We start from the raw sequence: 14,264 nt of genomic DNA on the forward strand, positions 1-14,264 counted from the left end.
GAACTCGCGAGTAGACAACTGAGGTAGCCGAAGAACAACTCTCACCTCAGGAGACAACTTGCGCACTCGTGGAGCCGTCATTCGCCAAGCACCGGGCACATACGAGGTGGTCGATCTCGAACTCGATTCACCCCGCAGCGGCGAACTCACTGTCAAGATGGTCGCCTCCGGCCTGTGCCACTCGGACGATCACATCGCCAGCGGCGACCACGGAGTCGGCCGCTATCCCATCTGCGGCGGACACGAAGGCGCCGGAATCGTCGTCGAGGTCGGGCCGAACACCGAAGGATGGTCCGAGGGCGATCATGTCGTGTTCTCGTTCCTCGCCGCCTGCGGCCGCTGCCGTTGGTGCGCAAGCGGAATCCAGAACCTCTGCGACAACGGTGCTGCCATCATGACCGGCAGCAGGCCCGGCGAAACCTCTAGTTACAGAATGTCTCTCGACGGTCAGCCAGTCGCACAAACCTGCGGCCTGTCCACCTTCAGTGAATACACCACGGTCAGCACTCTCTCGGCCGTGAAAGTCGACAAGCACCTGCCACTCGACGCTTTGTGTCTGCTCGGCTGCGGCGTCGGAACCGGTTGGGGCGCCGCGGTCAACTCCGCTCAGGTGTATCCCGGGCAGACGGTCATCGTCATGGGCGTCGGCGGAATCGGAATCAACGCGGTGCAGGGCGCCTCGCATGCCGGCGCCGCCCACGTGATCGCGGTGGACCCGGTTGCGTTCAAGCGCGACAGTGCATTGAAATTGGGGGCGACCCATGCCGTGGCCACCATGGAGGAAGCCACGGACATCGCGCGCTCGTTCACCAACGGCCAGGGCGCGGATTCCGCCATCGTCACCGTCGGCGTCACCACCGGAGAACATGTCGCGCAGGCGTTCTCGTCAATCCGCAAGGCAGGAACTTGCGTCGTCACCGGTCTCGGGAAGATGACGGACATCGGCATTCCCGTGAGCCTGATGGAACTCACCTTGTACCAGAAGAGAATTCAAGGATCCTTGTTCGGCGCATCCAATCCCACCGCCGACATTCCCTGGATGATCGATCTCTACACCAGCGGCAAGCTCGAACTCGACGGACTCATCACCAACCGGTACAGCCTCGACCAGATCAACGACGGTTTCGCCGACATGCATGCCGGTCGCAACCTCCGCGGAATCATCACCTTCTGAGCGAGATCTCTCCGGACTTGACGCATACGCCAGTCCGGAGAGATCCTCACATCTGCGTCACCAGGCGTTCATGGTGTCGAGAATTTGTCCTCTGGCCATCCACAATTCAGCAGACCAATACGGCCAGGAGTGAATCCCGGCGGGCGGAAAGCTGTACGTCGCTGGGATTCCCATGGATTTCAGACGAATCTCGAATGCACGCGCATGCACCCACGAGAGCGCCTCCAGCCCCATACCCGTCGCCGTGTGGAAGTAATCGATCGGCGCAGACGGATGATCGTACGGTCCCGGGATGCCGTTGGACGACGAAATGTACATCGACAGTCCGCGAAGCGATTCCGCGTTGACGAACGGGTCGTTGCGAAGCCACCCGGATGACCACGGCGGGCCCCACATCGAATCGACGTTGTACCGGCCGGCGTCGAACATGGCTACGCGGATCGCCTCACGCATACCCGGGCCCGAGATATTGATGTAGCCGGACAGCGAGCCCGCGAACTTGAACTGATCCCGATGATGCCCCGCCAGGTTCAACGCGGCACTGCCGCCCATCGACAACCCGATGATCGCATTGTTGGTTGGTGAAACACCATACCCTGCAAGGAAGTCCGGAAGCTCACGTGTGAGAAATGTTTCCCACCTGTACGTTATGGGCTGAGCATTGAAATTGGACGGCGCGTACCAGTCCGTGTAGAAACTCGACTCACCGCCGACCGGCATCACCAACGTGATGTTGTCGTTGCGGTACTGATCGAGTGCGTTGGTTTCGAAACTCCAAGCATTCCTGTCGTTTTGCGCGCGAAGACCGTCAAGTAGGTACAACGCGGCGTTGCCGCCCCGCGCGGCCCACTGCACCTGAACCTTGATGTTTCCCATCGAAGACGGGACCCACAACTCGTCGTAACCACCCCATGGCGCCGTGTGCGCCGGAGTAGCGCTCGCGGCGGTCGGACCGAACATGCCGCCGAGGAGGAATATCGACAACAACGCCGCTACGAGCACCCGCGCCCGCCGTGTATTGCGTTCGGGCAACCTGAATCTGATTCTCTGCAAGGTTGTGTCTTTCCCCGAAACTGCGCATCAAGAAACTCGCTTCGGTAAGTGCATCGTCGGTTCCACTGTCGACGTGTTTGTCCCTTTCCGGGGGCTCCGGTGTTACAAAGTCGAGGTCATCGCAACAATCGGACAACTGTCGTGCCGAGCGAATCCAGGTGGCGAAAAGCACAATTCACGAAGCACGCTGAATGCGCTCACTCAGCCGAGTGACGAAGCGATCGCATCACGACCTGCGGCAGCACACGCTTGGTCCTGCATTCCGTCCGGTGCACCACCGACACCGATGCCGGCGATCGACGCGGATCCAGCCTTCACAGTGACTCCACCTGCAAGGAAGAGAGTGCCGGGGAGGTCGGCGATGGTCGATCCCTCGCCTTTGGTACGCTGCGAGAGGTCACTGGTGTCGGCTCCGAAAGCTGCAGAGGTGTACGCCTTCTCACGTGAGGCCTCCACCGTGTGCTGGGCTGCGTTGTCGGCGCGCACCATGGCGATGACATTTCCCGCACGGTCGACGACGGAGACGGTGACAAATCCGAGCCCGTCCGCCCGGCATTTTGCCAGGGCCGCACCAGCAGCCTTCACTGCTGCGTCGGCGCTGAGTCGATTCTGAGTGACAATCGCCGAATCGCCGGTCGCAGCAGGCTGCTGCGTGGCAGAAATCGACGTCGTGCTCGATGCGTTCGCCACCGGTGTGTCGGTGGTCGAGCACGCGGCGCTGGCAAGGATTGCGACAACCGGAACGGCGACAGCGAGCGTACGGGGAAGTCGTGTGTAAATGCGGTGGTTCATGTCGGGCACACTTTCAGTCGAATGGTTCGAAACCGTCCACTACAGCGTCGCGTCCGAGTGCGGGTGCGCACATCGGGCGCTCGGGTGACGAACCGTGCCCCGTCTGGTTGTGCAGATATCATCCGAATGGTTGATACGACGGCCTGGCACCCTCCGTAATATTCGAGGGATGAGTAACGGAGCCATGAACGCCGACGCCGAACTCGGCCTGCGCGGCCCGTTGGCATATGCGATCCACGCGTCGTTCTTCGTACTGCTGTCCACGTCAGGAGTCCGGTACGTCACAGTCCACGGGACCAGCGGTCGGTTCGGGGTGGTACTCGTCCTGGCCGTGGTCCTCGCCTTGCTCTACGCCGTCATGGCTACGGTGTCTTCGCGAGATGTGGTTCGCCAACGACTGTGGATGTGGCCGGTACTGAGCACCTGGGCAGCGCTGGTCTGGCTTGCACCGAGTTTCGCGTGGTGTGCGTTCCCCGTTCTCTTCCTCTGTATTCGTCTGTACCCGAGCAAGATCGCCTACCCCCTCGTCGGGATCCTGGGCGTCCTCGCCGGAATCGCGTTCTACCGGGTCACCGGTCGTGCCGAATTGGTGACACTGCTCGGACCTCTGTGCACCGCGGCACTGGTCGCGGCAGCGTACGGGCAGATGGAACGAGATGCCCGAGAACGCCTTCGGCTTCTACGTCAGGTAGCAGAAGCGCAATCTGCATTGGCAGATACCGAACGTGCTGCCGGCGTTGCCGCTGAGCGAGAGCGCCTCGCGCGCGAAATCCACGACACCGTTACTCAGGGACTGGCGAGCGCTCTTCTACGACTCGAGGCAGCCGAACAAACTTGGAATACAACGGGTTCGCCGTCTCGAGCCGATATCGATGCCGCGGCAGAGAATATCCGCACGAGCCTGATGCAGAGTCGCGACCTCGTCCACGATCTGGCACCGACCAAGGGCGGTACGGGCGACTTCGACGCCTTGGTCGTGGCCGCCGCCCGCCAGTTCGTCCCGACCGTTCGGATCCGCACCGTCGGTGAAGCCGTCATCTTGCCCTCGGACGTAGCTCATGCCATCGTGCGAGTGGTCTCGAGCGCGTCCTCCAACATCGCCCGCCACGCTCGCGCCGAAACGGCGGGCGTGACGATCACGTATCTCGACGACTCCGTCTCCGTGGACATTTTCGACGACGGCGTCGGCTTCGATCCGGGAAAGCTCGCCGACCATTCTCGGTACGGTGGATACGGCCTACGTGCGATGCGAAGTCGCATCGCACAGCTCGGCGGATCGTTCACCGTGGAAAGTGCACCGGGAGACGGCACCGTCGTCGCGGCCCAGTTCCCTCTCGAACGGAGGATCCGGTGACCACCACCATTCGCGTGTTCCTCGTCGACGATCATCTGGTCGTGCGAGCCGGGCTGAGAGCGCTGCTGAACACTCAGCCGGACGTCGAAGTAGTCGGCGAAGCATCGTCCGGTGAGGGGGCGGCCACGGCGATACCGTCGGCCTCACCGGATCTGGTGATGATGGATCTGGACATGGGCACCGGCATGCACGGTGCAGAAGCGATCAAACGCTTGCGAAGCGACGGTGTCGATGTTCCCGTACTGGTTTTCACGACGTACGACACCGACGCCGACGTCGTGCGGGCCGTCGACGCCGGTGCCATCGGTTACCTACTCAAGGACTCAACGCCCGACGAGATCTTCGGCGCGGTGCGCGGCGCGGTAGCCGGGCGCAGCGTTCTCTCTCCCACTGTGGCCTCTCGTCTTGTCCAGCAGATGCAGCGCCCGCAGGAAGCGCTCACCGCCCGTGAGTCCGAACTGCTCAGCCTGCTCGCCGAGGGGATGACCAACCGCGAGCTGGGTAAGGCACTCTTCATCAGCGAAGCGACGGTGAAAACACACCTCGGGCACATCTACGCCAAACTCGGCGTCGATACCCGCTCTGCCGCAGTGTCCGTCGCATTGCGCCGCGACGGAATACGCTGACCCGCCCGCCCGCGCAGGCTCTACTTGATCGAAGATCCGTGCTGCGTCAACGGCATGACCTCGATGGTCATGTACGGGAACAGGGGCAGGTTCCAGAGAATCTCATGGAGTTCGTCAGCCGACTCGACGTCGAAGATGCTGATGTTGCTGAACTGTCCCACAATTCGCCACAGATGCACCCACTTTCCCTGTCGCTGAAGGTCTTGCGAGTACGCCTTCTCCGTTGCGACGGTATCGGCGCGAACTGCCGGATCCAGATCGCGTGGAATATCGACGTCCATCCGTACGTGAAACAGTGCCATGTTCTTCTATCCTCTAGTTCCTGGTCCAGGTCTTGACGGCGTCCATGTTCAGTTCGACTCCCAGTCCAGGTCCGGCGGGGAGGTGCAACTGACCCTCGGAATACTTCAGGGGTTCCTGAAGCAACTCTTCGCTGAAGAGCAGTGGGCCGAAAAGCTCTGTTCCGAAGTTGATTCCAGGCTCGGCGCACGCGAAGTGCAACGAAGCGGCGGTGCCGATCGGGCCTTCGATGGACGTCGCACCGTGGCACGCGATACCGGCGGCCTTGGCAATTGCGACGATGTCGCGGCTGCGCTGGAGGCCACCACACTTGGTGGTCTTGAGGGCGATGACATCGGCGGCGCTCCGGCGGGCGATTTCCAGAGCGTCGTGTGGGGTCTGCACACTCTCGTCGGCCATGATCGGAATCGGTAGTAGCCTGCTGAGTTCGGCGAGGACCTCGATTTGGTCTGCCGGAGTGGGCTGTTCGATCAGTTCGACTCCACCGTCTGCGAGTTGTGGCAGGTACCGCAGCGCCGTGAAACGATCCCACCGCGCGTTGACGTCGACGCGGACGCCGGCGTGGCCGTCGAGCGCCTGCGCGATGCTGACGATGCGCGCGACGTCGACCGCCGGATCGAGTGCTCCCATTTTGAGTTTGAAGCTGAAATTGAGCCGGGATTCGAGCTTTTCGTGAGCTTCTTCGATGATCTCGTCCGCCGGCGCAGCACCCAGCGCCCACGTGACGTCGACACTCTCGCGGAAAGCCCCGCCGAGGAGCGTGTGCACGGGAACTCCCAGGCTACGTGCCCAGGCGTCGTGCAACGCCACGTCGACGGCGGCCTTCGCGAATCGTGCATTGGCAACAACCTTTTCGATGTCGGCCATGATCGCGGTGATCTGATCCACGCGCCTGCCGACCACCACCGGCGCGATGTACTTCTCGATGATGACCTGCATCGTCTCCACCGATTCGCCGCCCCACCACGGACCGCCCGGAACGACACCTTCGCCATATCCGATAACACCGTCGGAGGTGCGAATCGCGACCAGCAACAACGGCTGCGCCGTCATCGACGTGGTGGCGAACTTGTGGGGGCGAACCAGCGGAACGTCGAGGATGGCCGTCTCGATGGAGACGATCGACAGGTCTGTCATCAAATCACTTTCTTTCGAACAGTTGTGGATCAGGCCGGGTCGAGCACGAAGTCGTACGTGACCCGGTTGATTCCATCGGCACCCGGCTTCGGATCGAGAATCAGTTCGGGCTTCGTGGCAGTTGCCACGTCGTTCTCGATCCACTCACCGTCCTTGAAATAGAGCTGGGTAGTGATCGTGCGCTTACCGGGAGCCTTCACCATGAGGTGCAGGTGCGCTGGACGCCACGGATGCCAGCCGGCCTTCTCGATGAACCAGCCGGTGGGGCCGTCGGTCGGGATCTGGTACGGCGCAGGCTGAATCGTGGTGATCTCGAAGCGCCCCTCACCATCGGCAACGATCGTTCCGCGGAGGTTACCGTCGGGGATGTGCGGCGCGAAATGGGAGTAGTAGCCCTCGTCGTCCGCATGCCACAGCTCGACGGTGGCCCCATCCAACCCGTTGCCGTCGAGATCGCGAACCTGGCCCTCGAAGACCAGCTTCGATCCAACCTCGTTGTCACGCATCGGAAGTTCACACTTGGATGGCAACGTCTTGGCGTCGGCGACGTAGTAGGGGCCCTCGATGCTTCCCTTGGTGCCGTGCTGGCCGCGGTACGCAACCTCCTCGACGTTGTGCTCGAGGAAGACGTCCAGCCACAGGGGCCACTCGCCGAACTGGCCGATGTCGATGAGCCACTGCTTGAGTACGCGGTACTCGGGGTAGGTGATGCCGTGCTTGTCGATGACGCCGGCAAGTGCCTCGAGCACGTCCTTGGCGATGGCCGAGACGCGCTCGGGCGGGGTGTCCGCGCTGACTCGTTCCTGGAGGAACTTGTCGGTGGCGGCCGTGCCCGAACCTACTGCGGTGGGGCTCTCGGAAGTGGTCATGTGGTCCTCCTCGGGGCCGTATGTGGCTGTTACCGGGTGGGTGCCGTACTGCTGGGCTGAGTCGGCTTCCCAAGTCTGGTTGTACGCTCTGCGTACATCTGTTACGCTCTGCGTACGCTTGTACTGTGCGCCCAGTCACAGGGTTTGTCAACCTTCGAGGGCACTGATCAGGCATACCTGCAGATGAAAGGTCATTTCGTGAGCGAGAACGATCGCGATTACATCCAGAGCATCGAGCGTGGATTCGCTGTGCTGATGGCCTTCGACGAGAAGAACCCCAACCCGTCGCTCGCAGATCTTGCCGCCGAAACGGGGCTCTCCCGCCCCGCGGTCCGACGTATCCTCCTCACCCTGCAGAAACTCGGATACGTCACCGGCAACAACAGTCGGTGGTCGCTCACCCCGCGCGTTCTAAGCATCGGCCAGCACTTCTCGGCATCGCATGCCCTGACCGAGGCGGCGCTTCCCCGCCTGCTGGAGATCGCAGAACACACTCACGAGTCGGCGTCGCTGGGCGTGCTCGACGGCGTCGACGTGGTCTACGCCGCGCGTGTACCCGTACGCCGGATCATGAGCATCAACGTCAGCGTCGGTACCAGAGTGCCTGCATATGCGACCTCCATGGGCCGCGCCCTGCTAGCTTGGGCGCCAACCGAAATCGTCGACAAAGTCATCGCGAACTCCACGTTCGACGCCCTCACACCCACCACGATCACCGACGAAGGCGCATTCCACACCGCACTTCGAGTGGTGCGCGAGCAGGGTTACGCACTCACGTCCGAGGAACTGGAAGACGGCCTGATTTCCCTCGCCGCCCCCGTCCGCGACGCCGGCGGAAGCGTCGTCGGTGTGGCAGCGTGTTCTACCTCGGCCGGACGCACAACCCCGGAAGCCTTTCGCACCGACGTCGCACCGTTCCTCGTCGAGAAGGCGAATCAGCTCAGCGCGGACATGGGGTACCGGAGCTAACTTCTCAATACTTCGGAAGGCAACACACCGTACTTACGCCGAAAAGACGACGCGAATCGTCCGGTGTGCGTAAAACCCCATCTCACAGCGACATCGGTGACCGTCGTCGAGTCGTCGGCATCCACCAGATCTGCGTGGACCCGCTCGAGGCGGATGTCGAGCAGGCATTCCGACGGACTCCGGCCCACGTACTGCCGAAATCCCTCCTGCAATCTCCGTACGCTGACGCCCGCCACCTCGGCCATCTCTGCTGCGGTCCACACGCGGGCCGGGTCGTCGTGCATCTCGTCGAGCACCCGCTTGACGATGCGTGGCCTGGCGTGTCGCACCGCGTCCTCACTTTCGGGCATTGCAGCGAGGACGAATGCCGTGACCACGGCACCGGAGAGCTGAGCTGCCACCAGTTCGTTGTGCAGCACCCCGACCGGGCCGAGTATCTGATCCGACAGTGAGCGAACAAATTTCAGCCATCTGGCTCCGTCGTCTCCCCGAAGATCCACCTGATCAGGCAAGTGCATTCCGGGCCGGCCGAGTACCTTCTCCATCTCGCGGTCGAGGTACTGACGGTCCATCCGGACTCCGACAATTTCGCAGTCCGCGCTCCACCGCGTGATTCTTGTGGTGATGTCGGGCGGACACACCGTCGCAACGCCCTCCGTCGAGAGCACGTGCGAGCCCGCGAACACCGACTCGAGCTCGCCCGAGAGCGGGATGTTCACCCCGTAGGCACCGGGATGCTCGGATTCGACCGCGACGTCTGCTCCCCATCGAATATGAGCGATCCTCAGCGGTCCCAACTCGGCGGTGCACACCCCGACTCCGCTGGCCGCGTGCCGTGACAACGGCGTGAGCGTGTGCGGAAAATAGGCGTCCGAAACCGCATCACACGCCTCGTCCCAGTCGCGGGGAGCTGTACCGATCATGGAGTCGACCATCGCCATTCTTCACCTTCCAAACCCGTGACCAGCCACATTGCCGAGTATGAGCGCTGAACATCATTGAACACTGTGTCCCCGGTCACTTCCAAGAGGAAACGGATACAGGCTTCGATCGGGTGCGCAATCCGGATAGACACCGCGCTGTACGGATCGACCGAACGCCGCGCTCGCCGTACGTTTGTCTTCACTCCCGGCGCGAGTCGTCCAGCACCTCCGCCTCCCGCACTTCGCGGCACCCTCACTCACCAGCCATCCGACAAGGAGGTCCGGTCATGGAACAAAATCAGCTTCGAGGCATCTTCGGCCAATTCGCCAGCGGCGTCACCGTCATCACCTGCACCAACGCCGACGGTCAGCCACACGGAGCCACCGTCACCGCATTCACGGCAATCTCCCTGGAACCACGCCTGTGCCAGATCACGATGACGCGAAAGTCCAAGGCGTGCGGCTACCTCGGCAACGCGCCGTTTGCCGTCAACATCCTTGCCGCCGACCAAGTGGACACGGCCATGCATTTTGCCGGCCGACCGCAGCGCACCGAACCGAAGTGGATCGACGGACCGACCGCCCCCCTGCTCGACGGCGCCGCAGCAACCATCTCGTGCGTCCCGTGGAAGGAGTACGACGGCGGTGACCACATCATCTTCATCGGTGAGATCGTCGATGCGCAGTCGAGTGGCAAGGATCCGCTTCTGTTCTACCGAAGCACTTTTCACGACCTAGGCGCCACCTCGTCGACCACAGTCTGGAACGGCAGTCAGGACGACCCCCACAGCGGATGGTTCGACGCCACCACTTCCTTCACCCCGATTCATCTTCAGCCCGCACCCCAAACGATCTGAAAGGCTTTGCCATGACGACCACCGAAATTCCTCCCACCGGCGTCGACCCCGCAGATTCCGGAGCGCCACAGGTCAATCCGGCCGCCGACAGCGAAGCCAACCGCACGAAGAACTTCGCCACCCGGCCGATGACGGGCGACGAGTACATCTCGAGCCTGCAGGACGGTCGCGAGATCTGGCTTCACGGTGATCGCGTCAAGGACGTCACGACGCACCCCGCCTTCCGGAATCCGATCCGCATGACCGCAAGGCTGTACGACGCTCTGCACACGGGCGAGCACGTAGACGCCTTGACCGTTCCGACGGACACGGGCAACGGCGGTGTCACCATGCCGTTCTTCCGCACTCCGACGTCGTCGGCTGATCTACTCAAGGAACGCGACGCCATCGCGACGTGGGCACGTATGACCTACGGCTGGATGGGCCGCTCCCCCGACTACAAGGCAAGTTTCCTGGGAACCCTCCACGCCAACAAAGAGTTGTACGCACCGTTCCAGGACAACGCCGAGCGCTGGTACCGCGAATCGCAGGAGAAGGTTCTGTACTGGAACCACGCGATCATCAATCCCCCGGTGGATCGCCAACTTCCACCGGACGAAGTCGGCGACGTCTTCATGAAGGTGGAGAAGGAAACCGACGCCGGTTTGATCGTCAGCGGAGCCAAGGTGGTCGCCACCGGATCGGCGATCACGAACTACAACTTCATCGCTCACTACGGTCTGCCGATCAAGAAGAAGCAGTTCGCCTTGATCTGCACGGTACCGATGGACGCTCCGGGTGTGAAGCTGATCTGCCGCACCTCGTACACCGAACATGCTGCGGTGATGGGCAGTCCGTTCGATTACCCGCTGTCGAGCCGCATGGACGAGAACGACACCATCTTCGTCTTCGACAAGGTGTTGGTTCCATGGGAGAACGTCTTCATGTACGGCGACGTCGACCGGATCAACGCATTCTTCCCTCAATCGGGTTTCCTGCCGCGCTTCACCTTTCAGGGCTGCACTCGCCTGGCCGTCAAGCTCGACTTCATCGCCGGACTGTTGATGAAGGCACTCGAAGCCACCGGCGCCGGCGGCTTCCGCGGAGTCCAGACCCGTGTCGGTGAGGTGATCGGGTGGCGAAACCTCTTCTGGTCGTTGACCGAATCGATGGCACGCGATCCCGAACAGTGGGTCGGCGATTCGGTGATCCCGAAGCTCGAGTACGGCCTCACCTATCGAATGTTCATGATCCAGGGGTACCCGCGGATCAAGGAGATCATCGAACAGGACGTCGCGTCGGGCTTGATCTACCTGCCTTCGAGTTCACTCGACTTCAAGAGCCCGGACGTGCGTCCGTACCTCGACAAGTACGTTCGCGGTTCCGACGGCATCACCGCCGTCGACCGCGTGAAAGTCATGAAGGCTCTGTGGGATTCGATCGGCACCGAGTTCGGCGGGCGCCACGAGCTCTACGAGCGCAACTACTCCGGCAATCACGAGAACGTCAAAGCGGAACTGCTGTTCGCAGCCCAGAATCGTGGACACGCAAGTTCCATGAAGGGACTGGCCGAGCAGTGCCTGAGTGAATACGACCTCGACGGCTGGACGGTCCCTGACCTCATCGGCAACGACGACGTCTCGTTCTTCAAGAACCGGTAACCCCCTCGGCAGGTAGGGCGGACTCGCGATGTCGAGTCCGCCCTACTCGACCGGGTCAGGATCTCAGGAACGAGTTGAATTCGGCAGACCTCGGGCGATTTCGTCGAGGATATCGGCAACATCCTCGGGCGCCGCGAGCATGGGGGAATGCCCCGTCGTCAAAGTAAATACCCTCTCACAGGAGCGCCGGGAGACCATCTCACGTTGATGTGCAGGAGTGATGACAAGATCGCGAAGGGTTTCAATGTAGTAGCGAGGCACAGACCCTTCCCGTTCCGGCGTCAGCGACACCGAACCACTGAAAACACTCATCGGTTGCGGGCGAAGGTTTGACATCGATTCTCGCGCCACCTCGTCGGCGCAGTCCCCGAACAAGAGCATCGGGTACAACTTCAAGGCAACCTCAGGGTCGATCCCGAGTTCATCGCAGGCGAAGAACAACCGCGCAGCGCTACTGTCCTCTTGCGAACTACTAAGGCAGGATTCCCCGTCCCCAGGCAGGGTCGCGGCCAGGTAGACGGCAGCAGCAACACGCGTCGGATGCATTTCTGTCAGTTGTGCCGTCAGTGTTCCGCCCATCGAGTGGCAGACAAGTATCACGTCCCCAGGCAGTTGAACCAGCTCAGCCGACAGCTTGGAAAGCGTTGATTCCCAAGTTATTTCTTCAGCTTTCGTCGTGTCTCGACCCAAGCCCGGTTGATCGGTAGCCAGAGCCGTGTGCCCACGTCTCTCCAGCGCCTCGACCACATAGTCCCAGCACCAGGCTCCGTGTCCTGCGCCATGAATCAACATGAACTGCGCCATTGCTCTCCAGCTTTCGATCGACCGATGTGATCTACAGCATGTTCCTGCCGACATCGGTGCACTAATGCCTAGTTGAACTAGCGCTATACCCAAAGTGAACGCACCAGCACCGGATATTCGGCGCACGCCAGGCGATCTCCAGTACATTCCTGATCCCGTGACGACTGCCCTGGCATGCGAACATTCGCATACTCGACTTTGACAATCATTTACATTAAGCAGTAGATCTATACCCATGCACCTCAACACCCGCATGTCGCGGCGCCTCACCCTTGCCACATCAGTTGGCCTCTCACTCGCCCTCGTTACGGGCTGCTCGTCCGACAACAAGGACTCGGCCCCGCCGGAGACCACCACGACAACCGCGTCCGCACCCACCGAACAGGCCTCGGCAACACCGCGTCTCGCAGTCTCCTACGACGGTGGCGTCCTGGTGCTGGATGCAACGTCGCTCGACGTGGTCGGCGAGACCAAGATCGACGGCTTCACGCGACTCAACCCGGCCGGCGACGGTCGCCACGTCATGATCTCGTCGGGTGAGGCATTCAAGGTGCTCGATACCGGCACGTGGTCCTCGGCCCACGGCGACCATTCCCACTACTACACAGCCGATCCCGCGATGTCCGAGGTCGAGTTCGCAGCCAACGAACCCGGACACGTTGTACGCCATGCCGGAAAGACTGTCCTCTTCAACGACGGCTCGGGACTCGTCGAGATCTTCGATCCGGCGCAACTGGCAAAGCGCCAACCTCGCGTCGAGACGTACACCACGCCAGAACCCCATCACGGCGTTGCGGTCGCACTTGCCGACGGCAGCCTGTTGACGACCATCGGAAATTCGGAGTCCCGCAACGGCATTGCAATCCTCGATGCCGACCGCAAGGAAATCCTGCGCAACGAACAGTGCCCCGGTGTCCACGGCGAAGCAGTCGCTGCCGGCGAAGCCATCGTACTGGGCTGCCAGGACGGGTTGCTCGTGTACAAGAACGGAGCGATCACCAAGGTCCAGAGTCCGGATGCATACGGCCGCATCGGAAATCAAGCAGGTTCGGAGGAGTCGGACATCGTCCTGGGTGATTACAAGACTGACAAGGACGCCGAACTCGAACGTCCGCAACGGGTCTCGCTGACCAACACGACGACGTCCGAACTCAAGCTCGTCGACCTCGGCACCAGCTACACCTTCCGCTCACTCAGCCGCGGACCGCACGGAGAGGCACTGGTGCTCGGCACCGACGGCGCCATCCACGTCATCGACCCGAACACCGGCGTCGTCACCAAGAAGATCGCCGTCATCGACGCATGGACCGAGCCCACCAAGTGGCAAGAGCCCAGGCCGGCACTCTTCGTGGAAGACCACACCGCGTACGTCACCGATCCCACTTCGAAGAAGCTGATCGCCGTCGACCTCGAGGACGGCAGCATCCTGACCGAGACCACCCTCGATCACGCCCCGAACGAATTGACCGGCGTCACTGGCTGATTCCGACTCTCACGTCGGCCCCTATCTCACACCGAGATGGGGGCCTGAGCCGTTCTCGTGCTTCGCCTACTGACCAGGGAATCTCGATACCCAGGCAATCCTCGAGGTGCTACGACGCGCACCTCAGACAATCGAAGCCGTTGTCGCCAGCTCTGCTGGAGCTGAGCGATGAGCAGGACCACAATTGACCGCGGCACAATTCAGCATGGAATAACTCCGTGTGGAGGTTCGTTGGAGATGGTGTCGGTGTTCGGTTCTTTGCCCCGGGTACCACCCCAGAATT

At 61.8% G+C, this 14,264-nt stretch carries 14 protein-coding genes; 7 read left to right on the forward strand and 7 right to left on the reverse strand.

Translation table 11 applies throughout. From position 1 onward, the window contains the following. Positions 1–58 precede the first annotated feature (58 nt). Positions 59–1,174, forward strand: a complete 1,116-nt coding sequence (locus tag FEZ59_RS11985; RefSeq protein ID WP_021331791.1) for an NDMA-dependent alcohol dehydrogenase — start codon at positions 59–61, stop codon at positions 1,172–1,174. 57 nt (positions 1,175–1,231) lie between these two features. Here FEZ59_RS11985 and FEZ59_RS11990 read toward each other — a convergent pair whose 3' ends face one another. Together FEZ59_RS11990 and FEZ59_RS11995 are read right to left on the reverse strand one after the other, a co-directional pair. Beyond that, positions 1,232–2,227: an alpha/beta hydrolase family protein gene (locus FEZ59_RS11990; protein ID WP_020971029.1), complete on the reverse strand. Its 996-nt coding sequence runs from the start codon at positions 2,225–2,227 to the stop codon at positions 1,232–1,234. A gap of 201 nt (positions 2,228–2,428) precedes the next feature. After that, on the reverse strand, positions 2,429–3,019 hold the full coding sequence (locus FEZ59_RS11995; RefSeq protein ID WP_021331790.1) for a heme-binding protein: 591 nt from the start codon (positions 3,017–3,019) through the stop codon (positions 2,429–2,431). 184 nt (positions 3,020–3,203) lie between these two features. Between FEZ59_RS11995 and FEZ59_RS12000 the strand changes: the two genes are divergently transcribed. Both FEZ59_RS12000 and FEZ59_RS12005 read left to right on the forward strand, forming a co-directional pair. After that, complete coding sequence (locus tag FEZ59_RS12000; protein WP_031330745.1) at positions 3,204–4,373, forward strand: sensor histidine kinase; 1,170 nt, start codon at positions 3,204–3,206, stop codon at positions 4,371–4,373. After that, on the forward strand, positions 4,370–4,999 hold the full coding sequence (locus FEZ59_RS12005) for a response regulator transcription factor (protein WP_019745626.1): 630 nt from the start codon (positions 4,370–4,372) through the stop codon (positions 4,997–4,999). Before FEZ59_RS12000 ends, FEZ59_RS12005 begins: the two co-directional genes overlap by 4 nt. Positions 5,000–5,019: 20 nt before the next feature. Here FEZ59_RS12005 and catC read toward each other — a convergent pair whose 3' ends face one another. From catC to catA, 3 genes are read right to left on the reverse strand one after another with little or no spacing between them, the layout of a single operon-like run. Further along, complete coding sequence (gene catC / locus FEZ59_RS12010) at positions 5,020–5,301, reverse strand: muconolactone Delta-isomerase (RefSeq protein ID WP_021331788.1); 282 nt, start codon at positions 5,299–5,301, stop codon at positions 5,020–5,022. A 13-nt stretch (positions 5,302–5,314) separates the two neighbouring features. Then, complete coding sequence (locus tag FEZ59_RS12015; protein WP_172932669.1) at positions 5,315–6,436, reverse strand: muconate/chloromuconate family cycloisomerase; 1,122 nt, start codon at positions 6,434–6,436, stop codon at positions 5,315–5,317. Positions 6,437–6,465: 29 nt separating this feature from the next. After that, positions 6,466–7,305, reverse strand: coding sequence for a catechol 1,2-dioxygenase (catA, locus tag FEZ59_RS12020; protein WP_021331787.1), 840 nt, complete (start codon positions 7,303–7,305; stop codon positions 6,466–6,468). A 198-nt stretch (positions 7,306–7,503) separates the two neighbouring features. Between catA and FEZ59_RS12025 the strand changes: the two genes are divergently transcribed. Further along, positions 7,504–8,274 (forward strand): IclR family transcriptional regulator, encoded by a 771-nt coding sequence (locus FEZ59_RS12025; protein ID WP_020909385.1) that lies wholly within the window; start codon positions 7,504–7,506, stop codon positions 8,272–8,274. Here the strand turns inward: FEZ59_RS12025 and FEZ59_RS12030 are convergent. Then, positions 8,271–9,209: an AraC family transcriptional regulator gene (locus FEZ59_RS12030; protein ID WP_021345772.1), complete on the reverse strand. Its 939-nt coding sequence runs from the start codon at positions 9,207–9,209 to the stop codon at positions 8,271–8,273. The two genes, FEZ59_RS12025 and FEZ59_RS12030, sit on opposite strands and share 4 nt — an antisense overlap. 275 nt (positions 9,210–9,484) lie before the next feature. On the opposite strand from FEZ59_RS12030, the gene FEZ59_RS12035 reads away from it, so the two are divergent. Both FEZ59_RS12035 and FEZ59_RS12040 read left to right on the forward strand, forming a co-directional pair. Continuing rightward, positions 9,485–10,054, forward strand: a complete 570-nt coding sequence (locus tag FEZ59_RS12035) for a flavin reductase family protein (RefSeq protein ID WP_019745631.1) — start codon at positions 9,485–9,487, stop codon at positions 10,052–10,054. A gap of 11 nt (positions 10,055–10,065) precedes the next feature. After that, positions 10,066–11,694, forward strand: coding sequence for a 4-hydroxyphenylacetate 3-hydroxylase N-terminal domain-containing protein (locus tag FEZ59_RS12040; protein ID WP_020971036.1), 1,629 nt, complete (start codon positions 10,066–10,068; stop codon positions 11,692–11,694). Between the two features lie 63 nt (positions 11,695–11,757). Here FEZ59_RS12040 and FEZ59_RS12045 read toward each other — a convergent pair whose 3' ends face one another. Continuing rightward, the gene (locus tag FEZ59_RS12045; RefSeq protein ID WP_172932670.1) at positions 11,758–12,498 is read right to left on the reverse strand and encodes an alpha/beta fold hydrolase; all 741 of its coding nucleotides are present in this window, start codon (positions 12,496–12,498) and stop codon (positions 11,758–11,760) included. Positions 12,499–12,733: 235 nt separating this feature from the next. Between FEZ59_RS12045 and aztD the strand changes: the two genes are divergently transcribed. Beyond that, positions 12,734–13,981, forward strand: coding sequence for a zinc metallochaperone AztD (aztD, locus tag FEZ59_RS12050; protein ID WP_172932671.1), 1,248 nt, complete (start codon positions 12,734–12,736; stop codon positions 13,979–13,981). Positions 13,982–14,264 lie beyond the last annotated feature (283 nt).

Origin of the sequence: Rhodococcus sp. MS13 (genome assembly GCF_013277835.1) — a bacterium.
Taxonomy (GTDB): domain Bacteria; phylum Actinomycetota; class Actinomycetes; order Mycobacteriales; family Mycobacteriaceae; genus Rhodococcus_F; species Rhodococcus_F erythropolis.

Excerpts from the sequence above, each read along its gene's own strand:
- FEZ59_RS12015 (WP_172932669.1), bottom strand. The coding sequence starts at position 6,436 with ATGACAGACCTGTCGATCGTCTCCATCGAGACGGCCATCCTCGACGTT.
- FEZ59_RS12000 (WP_031330745.1), top strand. The coding sequence starts at position 3,204 with ATGAACGCCGACGCCGAACTCGGCCTGCGCGGCCCGTTGGCATATGCG.
- FEZ59_RS11995 (WP_021331790.1), bottom strand. The coding sequence starts at position 3,019 with ATGAACCACCGCATTTACACACGACTTCCCCGTACGCTCGCTGTCGCC.
- catC (WP_021331788.1), bottom strand. The coding sequence starts at position 5,301 with ATGGCACTGTTTCACGTACGGATGGACGTCGATATTCCACGCGATCTG.
- FEZ59_RS12045 (WP_172932670.1), bottom strand. The coding sequence starts at position 12,498 with ATGGCGCAGTTCATGTTGATTCATGGCGCAGGACACGGAGCCTGGTGC.
- FEZ59_RS12040 (WP_020971036.1), top strand. The coding sequence starts at position 10,066 with ATGACGACCACCGAAATTCCTCCCACCGGCGTCGACCCCGCAGATTCC.
- FEZ59_RS12030 (WP_021345772.1), bottom strand. The coding sequence starts at position 9,209 with ATGGTCGACTCCATGATCGGTACAGCTCCCCGCGACTGGGACGAGGCG.
- FEZ59_RS12035 (WP_019745631.1), top strand. The coding sequence starts at position 9,485 with ATGGAACAAAATCAGCTTCGAGGCATCTTCGGCCAATTCGCCAGCGGC.
- aztD (WP_172932671.1), top strand. The coding sequence starts at position 12,734 with ATGCACCTCAACACCCGCATGTCGCGGCGCCTCACCCTTGCCACATCA.
- catA (WP_021331787.1), bottom strand. The coding sequence starts at position 7,305 with ATGACCACTTCCGAGAGCCCCACCGCAGTAGGTTCGGGCACGGCCGCC.